The following is a 16,421-nucleotide window of genomic DNA, read 5'->3' as shown; positions in this document are numbered from 1 at the left end:
CTGCAGCGTCGATCTCGGCGCCCCGCTCCTTCACCAATTTGCTAGATCGCTTTTCTACTCCCCTCTTCTCTCCAGTTATGTCCGAGAAACTACGATTTGAGAATCCTGACGGGGATGCCCTGGCGGCCCGCCTCGACCGTCCTGAGGGGGAGTCCCCCTGTGCATTTGCACTTTTTGCTCACTGTTTCACGTGCTCCAAAGACCTTCGGGCTGTCGGCGCCATCAGTCGTGCCCTCACCCGTCACGGCATCGCCGTCCTTCGCTTCGACTTCACCGGACTCGGGGAGAGCGAAGGCGACTTTGCGGATACAAACTTTTCGTCCAACGTCGATGATCTGGTCGTGGCGGCCGACTATCTCGCGGAGCACTACGAGGCGCCTCGGATCCTGGTGGGGCACTCTTTGGGAGGCGCCGCCGTGCTTCAGGCTGCCCACCGGCTTGACTCCGTCCAGGCCGTCTCCACCATCGGTGCGCCTTTTGACCCAGAACACGTGACCCGGCACCTTCAGGATGCCATGGAGGACATCGAGGAGAAGGGGGAAGCGCGTGTCCAGCTCGCCGGTCGCACCTTCACAATTCGGAAGCAATTCCTTGACGACCTGGCGGCAACAAAGATGGAAACCACCATTGCGGGGCTCGACCGGGCCCTGCTGATTTTCCACTCGCCCGTGGATCGAGTGGTCGGGGTGGACAATGCCGCCAAAATTTTTGGGGCTGCCAAGCACCCGAAGAGCTTCGTGTCGCTCGATGATGCCGATCATCTCCTCACGGACCGATCTGATGCAGAGTACCTGGGTGTGGTGATGGGGGCCTGGGCCGAGAAGTATGTCGATCGGTCTGTGTCTGAGCCGCAGGGGGCGGACGCAGACGTGGTCACGCGCACCGGAGCGTCGTACCGGACGGAGGTCCAGGCGGGTCGCCATTCCTTGGTCGGTGATGAGCCGGAAGACGTAGGCGGTGCCGATGATGGGCCTACGCCGTACGGCTTCTTGCTTTCGGCGCTCGGCAGTTGCACCGGTATGACGCTTCGCATGTATGCCGACCGGAAGGAATGGCCCCTTGACGAGGCGGTTGTCCGCTTGTCCCACGAGAAAATTCACGCTGAGGACTGCGAAAATTGTGAGACGGAGGAGGGGCGAGTAGACCGCATCGAACGGGAGATCGAGGTCCGGGGGGCCCTCAGTGAGGATCAACGCGATCGGCTTCTCGAAATCGCCAACAAATGCCCAGTTCACCGTACCTTGCACGGTGAGGTGACTGTTCGGTCATCCCTTCGCCCCCCATCGAACGCCTCTACGGCCTAGCTTTGGGAGGCTGGGCTGCCTTCGTCGAGAACTCACAGGGTTTCCGGTTGCATTCTGCCCTGAGGCCCCGAACCCGCGGCGATTTGCGTCATACTAGGAATCACATCTTACAGACGGGACGTGGCGCAGCTCGGTAGCGCACATGTATGGGGTACATGAGGTCGCGGGTTCAAATCCCGCCGTCCCGACATCCTCCCCGGGCCGTTCCTCCGCATTGCGACGGTGGAACGGCCCTTTCGTTTGCGGGTTTGCCGATTGGCACCGCCGGAGGGCCCTTCCCGACGGGGGCTGTCTGGCACGGGACCTCCCACCGATCCCTCTCGTCGTCATGTCGGATGACCTGGACACCCCTTCTCTGCGTCGGTTTGCACGCGATCTGCGACGGATCCGTGAAGACCGAGATGTGCCGCTCGCTTCGATCCAGGACGAGACACAGGTGCACTCCTCGTACCTCGAATCGTTTGAGGCGGGGACCCTCCACGAACAGGCCCGCATGAATGAGGTCTACCTGAAAGCGTTCGTCCGCGCGTACGCGGAGGCGATCGGGCTTTCCCCGAAAAATGTGGTTGAGCATCTGGCGTTGGCCCTTTCGGGCACGTATGACGGCCAGCTGGCGGCCGCCTTTCTCGACCCACCACCCAATGAGGATGCCAGTCAGGGGGGAGCGACTGACGAAGACCCGCCTCAAGAGGAGAGAACGGAGGAGGAGAAAACGGAGGCTACGTCTCCGGACCCGGCCGATGACGCTCAAGACAGAGCGCCGTCCGATAGGGCCTCCCCGCCGGCGTCCTCGGACGCGATGCCTACTTCCGCGGACCCGGAGGAAGAAGCGCCGCCGTCACAGGCTAGAGATTCCCCTTCGGCGAAGCATGAAGCGACGTCAACAGAAGCGACGTCGCCCTCGGGTTCTGAGAGCGAAGAAGGCCTCGGGTCTTCGTCGGATTCTCCTTCAGGGACCTCCGGTCTGAAAGAGCGCTCACGTCCACGGGATCCCAGCTCTACCCCGGCTCCCGTGCGCAGTGCAGTCTCGTTCTTAGCGTCTGTTTGGGCGTTTGTCCAGTCTCATCGCACCGGGGTCCTTTTGGCTGTGGGGGGCGTTTTCGTGCTCGCGCTGGGGGGCGTGCTGGGCGGTTACTTCACGGAGGAGGCCCCCACTTCTTCCGCCTCCATCGTGAAGAACGAGCCCCCCGAGAGCACGCCTGCCTCTGATGCTCCCCCCTCGGCCGTGGACCCGTCCCCCGACACGGGCCAATCGGAGTCCCAATCACGTCCGCCCCCAGCCAACATTGTGTTGGGAGACACCCTCCACGTCACAGTCCGTGCGGTAGCTAACGTCCGTGAGCTGCGGGTGCAGCAGGATGACAATCTTCGGCGACCCTACTGGATTGAGGCGGGAGACGCCCGCGTGTTTCCGTTCGCCGAACGAATCACAATCCAGAACCAACTCGACAGTCTGCAGCTTCTGCTTGAGGGGCATCCGTATCCGACCGACCGAACAGATGAGGAGGGGCGGGTCATCATCCGTCGTGATACTGCCCAGCAGTTTGCGGATACACTTCGGGGCGCCCCGGCGTCCCTTCCCGAAACGCCAGATACCATTCGGGGGGCGGCTTCTGTGCCATCAGACACACTTTCCCCGGAGGGATCCACGGAGCCCTGACGGTCCGCCTGCGGCGAGAAAGGATCCTCTGTGCCCGTCCGCGCATTGAGGTTCCCCTCGGTACTGTGTTGTGATACGGGCCTCTAGACCCTGTGGCCCGGCACTCGTCATTGGTTGCGCAGTCCACTATGGGACTTTTTGAATTGCTCGGCTGGAGTCCGCGGACGCCTCAACCTGTGGGGCACGACCTCGAGACAGAAAATCAGTCGGAAGACACTGAGGTCTGGAGGCACTGGGCGCTACGTGGAGGCCTTTTTTTGGCCCTTGTCGCCCTCACGGTCGCGGCCTTTCCCCGGGGCGATTTTTACGAGTACACGGTCGAAGTGGGGGACACGTGGCGACAGTCGACGCTGAACGCGCCGTTCAATTTTCCCGTGTACCTTGACCAGGAGCGTGTGGAGGTGCGGCGCGACACTGTTCGCAAAAGCACCCCCCCGTACTTCCGGGAGGTGCAGAATGCCTCCCAGGAACTGTCGCAAAATCGCGACACCCTGCGTCGCCAGTTGAACCGTACCTTGGAGGCCTATGCTAGCTATCGATACCACCGCCAGCAGGGGGAGCAGAAGGCAGCTCGTCAAGACTCCCTGGAATATGTGCAACGGCGGCGCAACGCACAGGCGACCCTGAGCACTCCGCAATGGGAGAACCTGGCGTCCGCGTATGCAGCGGAGGTTCAAGATCTCCGGTCGTCACGACAAGCCCAAGACGAAACGTCCCTGCGCTTGCATGAGCGCCTTCTCGACGCGGCATTTGAAGTGGGCGGCCAACTTCTCAGCCTCGGCGTCATGAATCGGCCCCGGGACTCTGTGCTTACAGACCAGATCATCGTCCGGAATCAGCAAGACCAAACCCAACGCAGGGTCGAAAAAAACAACTTATATGGCCTCAACGAGGCATTCGACTACGCCGATCGACAGCTTCGGGAGCGGTTCTCAGAGAACCGTCAACGCTCCCGTATTGCGTCGTCCTTCTTCCAGGCAATCTTCGTCCCGTCTCTTGAGTACCTCCGAGAGGACACCGCGGAAGAGCGGGAGCGGCGTGCGCAGAAGGTAACGGCCATCCAGGGGGGCGTAGAGGAAGGAGAGACGATCGTGCGAACGGGGCAGCGGGTCACACGAGACATCAAACAACAGCTTACCTCCCTTCAGCGCGCCAAGAGTGAGCAGCTTGGCTCCAACATCGTCCTGAAGCAGCTGAGTGGAGAAATTCTTTTCACCGTTCTCGGCTTCGGGTTCTTCTTTTTCTACCTCTTCCTTCTTCGGCCCGCAATTTGGGCCAAGAACCGCGACCTGATTCTGATGTCGGTGGTTCTGACGCTCATCATTGCCTTGTACGGGGTTGTGATTCGCACCCCCTGGTCCCTGTACGTGGTGCCCGTGCCGCTCGCTTCGGTCCTGCTCACCATTGTCTTCAACTCCCGGATTGCCCTGTTTGGAACCCTGGTCTTGGCGCTTACCGGTGGACAAATGCTTGGGCTGGACCTCGAATACACGCTCGCCACATTCTTTGCTGGGGCGTTTGGGATTTTCAGTGTCCGGGACATCAAGAATCGTGGGCAGTTTTTCGTGAGCGGCGGGCTGGCGTTTGTGGGGTATGCGCTCGTGCTCCTGGCCACGTGGCTGTACCTGGACCTGCCCTTTGGGCGCGTGGTGCCCGACCTGGCCTACGCAGCGATCGCTTCCGCCATCACGATCACCTCCTCGTTGTTTCTGTGGGCGCTAGAGCGATCCTTTGACATCACGACGGACCTGACCCTGTTGGAGCTTTCCGATACCAACCGGCCTGTGCTGAAAGAGCTCAGCTTGCGTGCGCCTGGGTCGTTTAACCACACCCTCCAGGTTGCAAACCTCGCCGAGGCCGCCGCCGACCGGATTGGAGCCCACACTCTCCTCACGCGCGTGGGGGCCCTGTACCACGACATTGGCAAAATGAAAAAGCCGGAGTACTTCGTGGAAAACCAGCGGACCATGTCGAATCCGCACGACGAACTGAAGCCCCGCATGAGCGCCCTGATCATTGCCAGCCATGTGAAGGAGGGCATTGAAATGGCGAAGGAAGATGGGTTGCCAGAGCAGGTTCTCAAGTTCATTCCGATGCACCACGGGACGGCCCGAATCGAATATTTTTACCAAAAGGCCCTCAGCCAAGTCGACGACCCGGATCGGGCCGTTCCCGAGTCTGAATTCCGCTACCCCGGGCCGAAACCGGACTCGAAGGAAACGGGCATTCTGATGCTGGCTGACTCTGTGGAGGCTGCGAGCCGGAGCCTAGACGATCCCTCCCCGCGCCGTCTCGAAAACCTCATCGAGCTTCTTTTCAGTGAGCGGATCGACGACGGGCAACTTGACGATACTGACCTCACGTTCCGGGACCTTCGCCTGGTCAAGGATACATTCCTGAAGATGTTGCTCGGCATCTACCACGTGCGGGTCAAGTACCCGGACCAGGAGGACGAGTCCGATGAGCCAGACTTCGAGGTCGTCTCGCTACGGGCCCAGCAGCCATACGTCAATGTCTCGGTTTCCTTCGATCGAGACGCGTGGGGCAACTGGGTGGAGCCCGAAGAGTCTGACCCGGAGCGTTCACGCAAAGAGCCGCGGCCCCAGCTCGCAGACGCGTCTCCTCACTCGGGCTCTCCTCCCGAAGCAGAAGCCTCTTCGGCTGATCAGAATGGGAGAGAGGAGGCCCCTGTCCCAGAGACGTCCCACGACCCCAAGCGCGGGGAGGGGGAAGCCTCCCCCCAAGAGGAGTAACGACAATTACGCCGGAACGGCGTCGGCAATTGCCTCGATCGAGTCCTTGCCGACGAGCAGTCGCAGTTCTTTGAACTCGTGGATGGACTCATCCAGGTAGGGGCGAAGGCGGCGCTGGCTCGCTGGGGTCGCGAGCAAGAGGTCGGTCTCCTGAACAAAGCTCTGCAGGTGATCGGCCTCCCGGTCAATGGACGCAGCGATGACCTGTCCGTTGTAGGCGGTGTGAGATCGGAGCTCCTCGGAGAGGAGCGGGATCGTATCTCGGTAGCGTGTTACCAGGCCGAGCGTTTCCCGGTCGCGTAGCCGGGCTACTGCCTCGAGGACACGAGGGGGGAGATGGGTCGAAAATCCCATCGTGTCTGTGCGGGAAAGGGTTTCGAGGACGTCTGCTAGGTACGGATAGGGAGAGAAGGCAAAGTCCGCGTCTTTGTGGCGTTCAATCTGGGAGATAGAAACCGGCAGAACGGTCTTTTGAAGGGCCGTGCTGAGTTGCTCTGCACACATGTGGTTTAGCTCGTCGTGTGGGCCCACGACAATGAGTTTTCGTTCTAGGCCGGCGTGGTCGAGCAATGTAGCTTGCTCCTGAAAGAGAGATTCGATTTCGGCGTCGCTCAGGCCTAGGCCGACGAGCTGCTGAAGGGTGTCGTTCACCACCTTTGCGCCGCGCTCCATCCGCTCGCTTTTGGCCAGCGGCGTTCGTTCTTCTACGGTGTATCCACTTCCCACCTTAGAATTGAGAAGGCCTTCCTCTTCAAGCTCTTGGTAGGCCTTTCGGACGGTGTGGAACGAAATGTCGAGTTGGTCGCCGAGCGATCGGGTGGAGGGAAGGGGATCGTTGACGTTGTAGTGCCCCGACGCGATGAGGTATCGCAGCTGATTGACGAGCTGTTCCCGCACGGACACATTTGCGTTATGGTCGATCTGGAGGGTCGACATGGCCACTGTTTCTGTTATTGCAAGAAACGTTTTTCGATCTCGGCCGGTGAAGTGAGGAACTGTTTCTGTCTACCCGTACGAGGAAGGAGACGCCTGGGGCTGAAATGATTGCCGGGCAGCATCCCGCAATGCTTCAAACTTCGGCCACTGTTCAGGCTGAAACAGATGCGTGGTGCGTCCCACCGCCACCTCGACGCTCCAGGCAGTGGTGCGGACGTTGAAGATGGGCCTCCAGTCTCGCGGCTGTCCACGAAGCACATCGTAGACGCTGCGCACCGCCGCCTGGCCGGAGCGAAAACTCAGCTCTGCCGGGGTTCGACCCAGGGAAAAATGGGTCCATACCGTGGCCAGGACAAGGGCCGCGGGCAGTCCCCAGACGAGATACCCCCAGACGGGCTGTTCGAGAAGGGCCGAGGTCGTCGCGCCCACCATCAACGGAATGATACACACGCCGAGGGGACGGGCCAGAAATCGTGTATAGACCAGTCCCCACGAGGCTCCGTGGGGATGGTGAATGCTCTCGAAGACCGTGGTGGCGTTCATTGGAGGGGGCCATCGCGGAAAAAGTCAGTCTGAGGATTCCCCGCGGCTCGAGATTTATGCCTATGCGAGGGCGCCATCCCCGGCTTCTCGGGGTTCCTCCGGGGCCTCAGCGGCGTCCGGCTGGTTCCAGGCGTAGCCGTAGTGGGTGGGCGGATCGAAGGTCTCCTTGATCGCACGGGGAGATACCCACCGCATGAGATTGTAGGCGGATCCGGCTTTGTCGTTGGTCCCAGAGCGCCGGGCGCCGCCGAAGGGCTGCTGCCCGACGACGGCCCCGGTGGGCTTGTCGTTGATGTAGAAGTTGCCGGCGGATTGTTCGAGGACGTCGCTTGCCAGCTTGATCGCGGCTCGGTCCCGCGCAAAGATGGCCCCCGTTAGGCCGTACGGAGACGTCTCATCCACGAGGGTGAGCGTCGAAGCGAATTCTTCGTCGGGGTATACGTAGGCCGTGGTGACAGGCCCGAAAATCTCTTCCTGCATGGTCCGTTCCTTCGGGTCGTGGGCACGAATGAGGGTGGGCTCGATGAAGTATCCGGTCGAGTCGTCGTAGTCGCCCCCGTAGATGATCTCGGCCTCGTCGGATGCTCGGGCGTCTTCGATATAGTTCACGATCTTTTTGTAGGCCCGCTCGTCGATGACGGCGTTCACATAGTTGCTGAAGTCTTCCGGTGGACCGATACTCACCTCATCGAGCTGTGTCGTAATCTCGTGCCGGATGTCCGGCCAGATCGACTCGGGCATGTAAAGCCGTGAAGCGGCGGAGCACTTCTGTCCTTGGTATTCGAATGCCCCACGCACCACGGCGGTCGATAGCTGTTCAATGTGAGCCGACGGGTGGGCCACGATGAAGTCTTTTCCTCCCGTCTCACCAACGATCGTGGGATATGTGCGGTACGCATCCAGGTTGTCGCCGATTGTAGACCAGAGATGCTCAAACGTATTGACCGAGCCTGTAAAGTGAAGGCCCGCAAAGTGCTCCGACTCTAGGGCCGGCCCGCCCACTGCCGCCCCATCGTCGGCCGGAAGCATGTTGATGACACCGGGGGGGAGCCCCGCCTCTTCCAACACTTTGTAGAAAAAGAACGCCGAGTATATGGAGCGAGAGGCCGGCTTCCACAGCACCGTATTGCCCATCAGGGCAGGGGCGGTGGGAAGGTTCCCCTGGATGGCGGTAAAGTTGAAGGGGGTGACGGCGAGGACAAACCCTTCGAGGGGGCGATATTGCATCTGATTCCAGACCCCCCGAGAGTCGTTGGGTTGATTGCGGTAGATCTGCTCCGCGAAGTGAACATTGAAGCGCAAGAAGTCGATGAGCTCGCAGGCCGCATCGATTTCTGCCTGGTGGATGCTCTTTCCTTGCCCCAGCATGGTGGCCGCATTGAGGGTGTCACGGTACGGGCCCGCGATCAGGTCTGCGGCCCGAAGAAAAATTGCGGCCCGATCCGAAAAGTCCATGGCAGACCACTCCGCTTTCGCCTCCAGGGCTGCGTTGATTGCGTCTTCGACGGACTCCCGTCCGCTCTGGTGAACGTGCCCGAGCACGTGTTGATGATCGTGGGGGGGCACAACCTCGGAGGTGGGGGTGGGATAGACAGGTTCCCCACCGATAAACGCGGGGATTTCGATGGTCTGATTCCTGAGCTCCTGGAGTCGTTTTTGAACGGAACGCCGCTCGTCGGAGCCCGGGGCGTAGGAATGGACGGGTTCGTTTTCGGGGGTGGGGACTTCCGGATACGCGTTGTTCATGGGAGGGGAGGGAGAGGCCTACAGATTCTGTGGGAAGTGCGAAGGGACTGTAAGATACGCAGCCGTGTCCGAGCATGTTCGTTTAACCCATCGGGTCGGATCTTCTCTATGCGCGCCCTGTAGCGAAAGGGACGCTGGCGCATATCCTGCACTTTCTGAGCCCCACATCGCATTTTTTGGTCCGTGTCCGTTCGCTTCGAACGCTTCATGTCCCTTCGATATCTCTGGGGAGCGGAGGGACGAGAGGAAGGACGAAGTTTCCTTCGCTTCATCATTTACGTGGCGATTGGGGGGGTCACCCTCGGGGTCGCCGCACTTCTTCTTGCCCTTGCGATCGTACGGGGATTTAGTGCGGAGATCGAAAAGAAGATTGTCGGGTTTGGGGCGCACATACAGGTGTCGAGCTACGTTCAAGATGAGCCTCTGCAGCAAGAGGCATCGCTTCAGGCGCAACTCAGTCAGATGGAGGATGTCTCGGCGGTGTCTCCAGTGATTGAGCAACCCGTGCTGCTTCGCCGATCGAAAGAGGCCATCGATGGGGTGGTCCTTCTCGGGATGGACCAACTCCCGTCGTATCTCGAGACACGCCTCACGGCCGGAAGGTTTGCCGTTGAGGCCCAAGAGGGAACTCCGGGACTTGTGGTGGGGCAGGAGTTGGCGGCTCGTTTGGGGCTGGAAGTCGGTCAGCAGGTAACCATTTTTGCCCTTCAATCGGGACAGGAAGGAGCGAGTATGGGTCGGCAGCGTCCTCGGGTCAAGCAGTTTCGGATCCGCGGGATTTACGACACGTCGCTCCAAGACATTGACGACGTCTACGTCTTTAGCAATGTCTCCGACGCACGATGGCTGGGAAGTCTCTCTGAGGCGTCTGTCAGCCGTTTCAACATTACCGTGTCGGACCCGGGCCGCATTGACTCTCTTGCGGCTCAAATTGAAAACAAGTTTGGATTTCCGGTGTCTGCCCGAACCATCTACCAGCAGTATGCGGGGCTCTTTGCCTGGGTCGATTTGCAGCAGAGCATCATCCCGCTCGTGATCGGCGTCATTGTTATCGTCGCCGCGTTTAACATTGTGGGGACCCTGTTGATGCTGGTCCTCGAAAAGACACGCGAAATAGGCATCCTGAAAAGCCTAGGGACGTCGGGCCGCACGCTAAAACGACTGTTTCTTGCGTTGGGGCTTCTGATTGGGGCGGTCGGAACGGCCCTCGGAACGATTTTGGCGTTCAGCTTCGCTCTTTTGCAAAAGCAATTTGGGCTTATTTCGCTCCCTGCCGAGGCTTATTATATGACAACCGCGCCTGTTGGGCTGAATCCACTCGACTTCTTAGTAGTTGGGATCACGACCATTCTGTTGTGCGGAGCGGCGGCCTACGTTCCGGCTCGCGTAGCGGCCCGGATCGAGCCCGTGAAGACCATCCGCTTTGAATGAGACTTGTTGTCCTGGCTTGACCTCTTCTTTTCAATCGATGCCTCGTGTTTCTATGAGCTCCCTCACCCCGCCCTCTGAAGGCGACTCTGCTCCCAACTTCACACTGTATACGGATGAGCAGCAGCCATGGAGGCTGTCTGATCATCTCGATCAGCCTACCGTCCTCCTCTTTTTTCCCGGGGCCTTCACCAGCGTGTGTACGACAGAGCTAAATGCCGTCAATAACGACCTTGCCGCATTTGAGCCAGCACACGTCGTGGGAATTTCTACAGACTCCCCAGCCGTACTCTCAGAGTTCCGGTCGGCCCAGCAGCTCGCGTTTCCTCTTTTGAGCGACCATGACGCAAACGTCTGTGCAGAATATGGGGCGAAGTACAACCAGAACTTTACCGATATGGAATTGGACCGTGTGGCGAAGCGATCGGCATTTGTCGTCGATCAGACGGGCACGATCCAGTACGCCGAGGTTCTAGACGACGCGGGACAGCAGCCGAACTTCGACGCCATTAAGCGCTCCGTCCAAGGTCTGAAGGGGCAGGGAAGCGGTCCTCAGTAGTATCTATTGCTGTTATTGCATTTGAAACCATATAAAAGAGTTCTGCGAGGCATCAGTCACTCGTTGTACTGCTCGAATCTCCTTGTTTGCCTGTGCGAGTCGCCTACCTTCAATTTGCTCCGGAATACCTTGAGGTCGACCAGAACCTGGCTACGGTCGAATCCCTCCTTCGACCCGTAAAGGCGGATCTGGTGGTTTTGCCTGAATTGTTCACGTCCGGCTACTTCTTCCGGTCGAAAGAGGATCTAGCGCACGTTGCTGAACCCATTCCCGAGGGGACCTCGGTTACCGCCCTCCAGTCGTGGTCTGAGCAACTCGGCGCAACGCTGGTGGCTGGTGTGCCCGAACGAGATGGAGCAAATCTGTACAACAGTGCGGTCGTGGTTCGTCCCAATGGTCGGGTAGACACGTACCGAAAGGTGCACCTCTTCTACGAAGAAACCACCCTGTTTGAACCGGGTGACCTCGGGTTTCAAGTGTTTGAGGAGGAGACCTCCGACGGAACGTCGTACCGTTTGGGCACCATGGTGTGCTTCGATTGGTATTATCCCGAGGCGGCCCGAACCCTCGCCTTAAAGGGCGCGGACCTGATCGCACATCCCTCGAACCTGGTGCTTCCGCATTGTCCAGACTCCATGCCGGTCCGGGCCCGTGAGAATCACGTCTTCACCATCACGGCCAACCGACATGGCCAAGAGGAAAAGGCGGGCGAGACCCTCGAGTTTATCGGGTTGAGCGAGGTATGCGGTCCCTCGGGCGACATCTTGGAACGAGCGGACGAGTCGACCGACACGGTGGGGGTTGTAGAGGTAGACCCCCATGACGCTCGGGATCGTCGAATCAACAAGCACAACGATGTCCTCAGGGACCGTCGGCCCGAGGCCTACGCTTCTGACCCAAACTAAGAGCGCGTACTGGTCTAGCTGACGTCTTGAATTGAGTGGTCACTGAGGGCTGTGCGAATGCGTTCCGCAGGATTGGGGTGCGTGTCCGGTTCGAATGTTCGTCCGGTGACCTTCTCGAACAACTCCACGTACCGCTGCGTCACCTTCACCCGAAAGGCCTCGGGGAGGGCCGGCATCTCGTCTTCAGCGCGGCCCTGAAACCCGTGCTCCATCAGCCACTCTCGGACGAACTCTTTCGAGAGTTGACGTTGCGGGGCGCCTTGGGCAAGGCGCTCCTCGTAGCCGTCTTGATAATAGTAACGAGACGAATCAGGAGTGTGCACCTCGTCGATCAGCAAGAGGTCTCCCTCCGCGGTGCGCCCGAACTCATACTTTGTGTCGACGAGAAGGAGCCCTTGTGCGGCGGCCATCTCATGGCCTCGTCTGTATAGTGCCAGGGCCCACTCTGCCAGCTGGTCGTAGGTGCTGGCATCGATGTTTGTTGTAGAAATGGCTTCGTCCCGCGTTACGTCTTGGTCGTGGCCTTTCTCAGCCTTGGTCGTGGGGGTGAGAATGGGGGTGGGAAGCCGCTCGCTCTCTCGCAGTCCGTCCGGCAGGGGCTGGCCACAGAGTGTGCGAACGCCGCGGTCGTATTCCCGCCATGCGTGCCCGGCCAGGTACCCCCGAACGACGAACTCGATCGGGATGGGCGTGCACTCCCTCGCAATCGTGACGTTCGGGTCCGGGACGGAAAGGACGTGGTTGGGAACGAGGTCTTCGGTGGCCTCGAAGAAATGCGCGGCCGTTTGATTCAGGAGCTGCCCCTTGAATGGAATTGTCTGCGGGAGGACGTGATCGAAGGCAGAGATCCGATCGGTCGTGACCAGAATGCGATGGCTGTTCTGTCGGTAGTTGTCCCGAACCTTGCCATGGTAGCACTCGCCAAGGTCGTTGTACTCCGTTCGTTGGAGGGTGTGACCAAGCTGCTCTTCGATGAGCTGGGCGTCCATGTGTGGCTTTTGGGTGCAGGTTGGATGGAGGAGGGGCGAAAGGAGCCCCTAGGATTCGGCGGGCGCGTCTCGTGGGCCCGACAGGAAAGAGACTATTGGGGACGCTGGCTCGACTTCCGGATGTGAAGCTCCGGCTCTACCAGGCGTGAGATGTAGTGCTCCGGTCCTCGTTTCTCTAGCCGGTCGAGGAGAAGATCCGTTCCCACATTTCCGACTTCGTGCATGTTTTGGGCGACACTACTCAGCCCAATGAAGCGACTCACTTTGATGTCGTCGTAGCCCACAAAGGCAAAGTCATCGGGAACCTCCAAGCCTTCTTCCCGGAGGGCCTGCCATGCCCCGATTGCCTGCACATCGCTGCTCGCAAACGCAGCCTCCACGGGCTTGTCGAGGGCAATGAGGTCCTGCATGGCCTCGTACCCAGACTCCTCACTAAACCCGTCGTGCTTGCTGGTGTGACCATGCACGACGAGGTCGGAGTCAAACTCAATACCTGCCTCTTCAAGTGCTTGGCGGTACCCGGCAACTCGTTCGTTCCGAATGCGGTTGTTGTGCGGGGTCGTAATAACGCCAATCTGATGATACCCCTGGTCGATCAAATGTGTCACCCCAAGCTTCGCTCCCGACACATCTTCCCAGTAAAAGGAGTCGAAGTTGTCTAATTCCGCTCCCACGAGAACCACGGGTCCCCCGAGCATGGCCAACTCTTCGGCGAGCTCCTCATCCGGAGTGACGCCTACGAGAAGCAAGCCATCCATGGCCCCGCCGTCGAGAAAATTTCGAAGGGTATGTATGGGGGCCTCCCACTCCAGGTCGGACAGGAGAAGATCCACGTCCTCGTCGTCGAGACGGTCCCGGACGCCCTTCAACAGTTCGTTGTGGAATGGGGTAGTAAAGGTTGGCAGGGCCACCGCGATGGTTCGCGTGGACCGCTGGGCGAGCGATTTTGCCGTCCGGTTCGGTCGAAACTGAAGTTCTTGAATCGCCCCTAGCACTTTGTCACGCGTCTGATCGGCAACGTCGTCCGAATCGTTCAATACCCTGGACACGGTCGAAATGGCCACACCCGCGTGGTCGGCTACGTCGTATATTGTCGCCTTTGATTGCTTTGAGTCGTCCTTGACTTCGTTGGGCATGATGCTGAGTACACGTTTTGAAAAGGGAAAAGTGGCCGAGGGCCTTCACTCCTGCATCTCTGCCATGGTCGGCTCTTCTTCTAAGGTTTGGAAAAAAGAGGCGTCTGTGTCTTCGGATTCCGGTTGCTGGAACGCCCGAAGCGCCTCGGAAACGCGGCCCTTGGCTTTCTGAAGAGCCGGCTCCAGGTCCATCCCGGACTGTAGATTGTGGAGCAGTGGTAGCAACAGGCCGCTTGAGGCACCGTGGTGCGCCTCCAAGTTCTGAATGTACGGGGCCTCAAACAGGGCGAAGTCGTCGCCGTCGAAGAATAGGTCCAGGGCGTAGTCGGGTGGAGAAGCGTTCTGTTCGTAGAAGTGGGTCGGCAGTTTGCCGCATCGAATGAGGACGTTCCGCGCTCCCTGCTGTGCAATGCGCTGAGCGGCCACCTGAGCGTCATCAAGGCTTGGAATTTCCATTCCAGCTACCAAGGCTGCGTCGGTGCGACGGGTTGTCACGAGGTCCGGCTCCTCCAATCGCTCGGTGATGGCCTCGAGCCCATTCGGTCCAAGTACGTCTTCGCCGCTGGGCCCACTTACGGTGAGGTCGTAGACTACAGGACCGTCTAAGGACTCTAAGTGGTCGAATACGCGACCTACCGACGGGGTGGCACCGATGATCCCTACTTTTGCGCTGGTAGGAGTTCTTGTGTTGAATACATGTTCTAGCTGCGCCGATACTGTGTCGGTCGGGACATTGAGGACATCCGTGACCACTCCATCACCAGCCACGACGTGCGACGTACAAATTGGATATGCAGTCCCAGAAAGCGCCTGAGTTGCTAGAATGTCCGCACGCAGGCTGCGTGCAATGCCAGGGTAGAGAGCCCCGACGACGATGGGATGAAAGCGCATACGGCGTGGTTGCGGTTGAAAACAATTGCGGTGAAGCTCTGAGGGAAACCACTCATTCTATCTACCACCGTCTGCCCATGAACGTTTAGTCGTCATAGAATCAAAACCAAAGATGACTGGCGAAAGACGCACCTTCTAGTATAATTCATGGGTCTCGTTCTGCAGAAAACAAGGCTTCTGTTATTGCATGGCCAATTTAATATTAACTCACTGATGAGAACCCAGTGTTCGTATAGACAGGATACAATACTGGCACGCCATCCAGTGCTGGGTACGGGGGCACACCTCATCAAGCTCCTTCTCGCACCAATTGCCCGAGCGTTTAGCCGTTAAAATCAGGGGCTTCATCGACGTAGTACGATGAGGATTTTCCAGGCTGGGCGTGGAGGTAGGTCTTGGTCGTTTCTATGCTTTCGTGGCCCAGGGTTTCACGGACAAGCTCCAGGTCGGCTCCTTTTTGGAGGGCATGAGAGGCGTGAGCGTGGCGAAACCAGTGGGGCGAGACCTTTGAGGTCTTGATTGGATCCCCATTCTCGTTCCGTTTCACGGTGCCATTCGGCCCCGTCTTTTCTGTGAGCTTCACGCTGGCACGGAGGGCAGCTTGCTTCACAATGCGCCAAATCTGTGTTCGAGAGAGACATCCTCCTTTCTGCGAACGAAAAACCGGATCGTCAGGACCCCCATGGCCTTCGGATTGCTCCTCCTGTCGCAGTCGGATGATGAGGCTCCAGACCTTACTATACAGTGTGACGGCCCGAGTCTTGCCGCCCTTTCCAAAAAACGTCACTTGACCTCCAGATCGCCCATCCGGCCCATGAAGGTCCGGCCGGTCTTTCAGATCGCGCCAGCGGAGATCCTCTACATCAGAGATCCGGCCGCCGGAGGCATAAAAGAGACGCAGAAGGACGTGATTGCGGAGGTCGCGTTCGTCCCGCAGAATGGCCCATAGGTCGGCCTCCGAGAGGATGCGCTTCGCGCGATCATTACGTACAGAAGGGGTGGAGAGGGCCGCTCCTACATTGTGAGCGAAATAGCGGAGTTTGGTCCCGAATGTAAAGAGGCTCTTTATAGCAGAGAGTTTCCGTTTCTGCGACGACCGCGCATAGCCGTCTGCGCTCAGGTGCTCGCGGTACGCCTGGAGATGCCCAAGCGTGATGTACCGGAGGGGCAGATCTACAAACTCTACAAATTGCTCAAGATCCCGGGCATAGCTTTCTTGCGTCCGTGCGCTTTTTTCGGCGAGCCACCGCTGCACGAGCACCTCATCGGACTGAACCGAGCACTGTTCATCAGTGGGGGCATTGTACGGACGGTTTTCGTCGTCCCGGCGGGTAATGGCCTGTCCAGGCAATTCCGGACTCGAGGACTCAACAGGCTGGATGTCTGAATTCGATTTCGTACCAGACATGCGTCGAAGGGAATTTTGGACCGAAGATGAGGAACCGCACTAACCACGCAGCAACTTCTTTGTGCACGAACCCACTCCGCGCCGTAGCCACCGAAGCAGGGATGAGAGGTTCAGTCTACTGGATCTCGAAACGAAACATAACGCATATTATGGTTCTTTTTTG

At 59.1% G+C, this 16,421-nt stretch carries 13 protein-coding genes, 1 tRNA gene and 1 pseudogene; 8 read left to right on the top strand and 7 right to left on the bottom strand.

The window, feature by feature from the left end; genetic code table 11:
• Positions 1–77 precede the first annotated feature (77 nt).
• The 5 genes and pseudogenes from V5A20_RS03430 (at position 78) to V5A20_RS03410 (ending at position 5,717) form a co-directional block, all read left to right on the top strand.
• Entirely contained in the window at positions 78–1,304 is a 1,227-nt protein-coding gene (locus V5A20_RS03430) for a bifunctional alpha/beta hydrolase/OsmC family protein (RefSeq protein ID WP_332326715.1), read from the top strand.
• 114 nt (positions 1,305–1,418) lie between these two features.
• Positions 1,419–1,492: transfer RNA gene (locus V5A20_RS03425), tRNA-Pro, on the top strand.
• Positions 1,447–1,854, top strand: a pseudogene (locus V5A20_RS03420) (helix-turn-helix domain-containing protein); the annotation flags it as partial. The gene V5A20_RS03425 and the pseudogene V5A20_RS03420, both read left to right, overlap by 46 nt.
• 552 nt (positions 1,855–2,406) lie before the next feature.
• Entirely contained in the window at positions 2,407–2,964 is a 558-nt protein-coding gene (locus tag V5A20_RS03415) for a hypothetical protein (protein WP_332326722.1), read from the top strand.
• A gap of 257 nt (positions 2,965–3,221) precedes the next feature.
• Positions 3,222–5,717 carry an HD family phosphohydrolase gene (locus V5A20_RS03410; RefSeq protein ID WP_332326714.1) on the top strand — a complete coding sequence of 832 codons (2,496 nt, stop codon included), beginning with the start codon at positions 3,222–3,224 and terminating at the stop codon, positions 5,715–5,717.
• Positions 5,718–5,723: 6 nt separating this feature from the next.
• On the opposite strand, the gene V5A20_RS03405 is transcribed toward V5A20_RS03410, so the two are convergent.
• The 3 genes from V5A20_RS03405 to pruA all read right to left on the bottom strand — a co-directional run bounded on the left by V5A20_RS03405 (position 5,724) and on the right by pruA (position 8,942).
• A complete protein-coding gene (locus V5A20_RS03405; RefSeq protein WP_332326713.1) occupies positions 5,724–6,653 on the bottom strand; it encodes a GntR family transcriptional regulator in 930 nt (309 codons plus the stop codon).
• 69 nt (positions 6,654–6,722) lie between these two features.
• Positions 6,723–7,196 carry a hypothetical protein gene (locus tag V5A20_RS03400; protein ID WP_332326712.1) on the bottom strand — a complete coding sequence of 158 codons (474 nt, stop codon included), beginning with the start codon at positions 7,194–7,196 and terminating at the stop codon, positions 6,723–6,725.
• Positions 7,197–7,256: 60 nt separating this feature from the next.
• Positions 7,257–8,942, bottom strand: a complete 1,686-nt coding sequence (gene pruA, locus V5A20_RS03395) for an L-glutamate gamma-semialdehyde dehydrogenase (RefSeq protein WP_332326711.1) — start codon at positions 8,940–8,942, stop codon at positions 7,257–7,259.
• A gap of 207 nt (positions 8,943–9,149) precedes the next feature.
• Between pruA and V5A20_RS03390 the strand changes: the two genes are divergently transcribed.
• The 3 genes from V5A20_RS03390 (at position 9,150) to V5A20_RS03380 (ending at position 11,834) form a co-directional block, all read left to right on the top strand.
• Positions 9,150–10,373 (top strand): ABC transporter permease, encoded by a 1,224-nt coding sequence (locus V5A20_RS03390; protein ID WP_332326710.1) that lies wholly within the window; start codon positions 9,150–9,152, stop codon positions 10,371–10,373.
• 52 nt (positions 10,374–10,425) lie between these two features.
• Positions 10,426–10,929, top strand: coding sequence for a redoxin domain-containing protein (locus tag V5A20_RS03385; protein WP_332326709.1), 504 nt, complete (start codon positions 10,426–10,428; stop codon positions 10,927–10,929).
• An 86-nt stretch (positions 10,930–11,015) separates the two neighbouring features.
• Positions 11,016–11,834 carry a nitrilase-related carbon-nitrogen hydrolase gene (locus V5A20_RS03380; protein ID WP_442978425.1) on the top strand — a complete coding sequence of 273 codons (819 nt, stop codon included), beginning with the start codon at positions 11,016–11,018 and terminating at the stop codon, positions 11,832–11,834.
• Positions 11,835–11,848: 14 nt separating this feature from the next.
• Here the strand turns inward: V5A20_RS03380 and V5A20_RS03375 are convergent, their stop codons facing one another.
• From V5A20_RS03375 to V5A20_RS03360, 4 genes are all read right to left on the bottom strand, one after another.
• Entirely contained in the window at positions 11,849–12,823 is a 975-nt protein-coding gene (locus V5A20_RS03375) for a phosphoribosylaminoimidazolesuccinocarboxamide synthase (protein ID WP_332326707.1), read from the bottom strand.
• A gap of 92 nt (positions 12,824–12,915) precedes the next feature.
• A complete protein-coding gene (locus V5A20_RS03370) occupies positions 12,916–13,959 on the bottom strand; it encodes a LacI family DNA-binding transcriptional regulator (RefSeq protein ID WP_332326706.1) in 1,044 nt (347 codons plus the stop codon).
• Positions 13,960–14,004: 45 nt separating this feature from the next.
• Positions 14,005–14,850, bottom strand: coding sequence for a bifunctional hydroxymethylpyrimidine kinase/phosphomethylpyrimidine kinase (locus V5A20_RS03365; RefSeq protein ID WP_332326705.1), 846 nt, complete (start codon positions 14,848–14,850; stop codon positions 14,005–14,007).
• 322 nt (positions 14,851–15,172) lie between these two features.
• Positions 15,173–16,258, bottom strand: coding sequence for a tyrosine-type recombinase/integrase (locus V5A20_RS03360; RefSeq protein ID WP_332326704.1), 1,086 nt, complete (start codon positions 16,256–16,258; stop codon positions 15,173–15,175).
• Between the last annotated feature and the right edge of the window lie 163 nt (positions 16,259–16,421).

Origin of the sequence: Salinibacter sp., assembly GCF_036626415.1 — a bacterium.
Taxonomy (GTDB): Bacteria; Bacteroidota; Rhodothermia; order Rhodothermales; family Salinibacteraceae; genus Salinibacter.
Note: the sequence above shows the minus strand (reverse complement) of the source record. Positions and strands in the feature narration are given on the sequence as shown.

Bases quoted from the DNA above. Each gene is read 5' to 3' on its own strand.
- V5A20_RS03390 (WP_332326710.1), top strand. From the start codon at position 9,150: ATGTCCCTTCGATATCTCTGGGGAGCGGAGGGACGAGAGGAAGGACGA.
- V5A20_RS03400 (WP_332326712.1), bottom strand. From the start codon at position 7,196: ATGAACGCCACCACGGTCTTCGAGAGCATTCACCATCCCCACGGAGCC.
- V5A20_RS03365 (WP_332326705.1), bottom strand. From the start codon at position 14,850: ATGCGCTTTCATCCCATCGTCGTCGGGGCTCTCTACCCTGGCATTGCA.
- V5A20_RS03360 (WP_332326704.1), bottom strand. From the start codon at position 16,258: ATGTCTGGTACGAAATCGAATTCAGACATCCAGCCTGTTGAGTCCTCG.
- pruA (WP_332326711.1), bottom strand. From the start codon at position 8,942: ATGAACAACGCGTATCCGGAAGTCCCCACCCCCGAAAACGAACCCGTC.
- V5A20_RS03370 (WP_332326706.1), bottom strand. From the start codon at position 13,959: ATGCCCAACGAAGTCAAGGACGACTCAAAGCAATCAAAGGCGACAATA.
- V5A20_RS03430 (WP_332326715.1), top strand. From the start codon at position 78: ATGTCCGAGAAACTACGATTTGAGAATCCTGACGGGGATGCCCTGGCG.
- V5A20_RS03405 (WP_332326713.1), bottom strand. From the start codon at position 6,653: ATGTCGACCCTCCAGATCGACCATAACGCAAATGTGTCCGTGCGGGAA.
- V5A20_RS03375 (WP_332326707.1), bottom strand. From the start codon at position 12,823: ATGGACGCCCAGCTCATCGAAGAGCAGCTTGGTCACACCCTCCAACGA.
- V5A20_RS03385 (WP_332326709.1), top strand. From the start codon at position 10,426: ATGAGCTCCCTCACCCCGCCCTCTGAAGGCGACTCTGCTCCCAACTTC.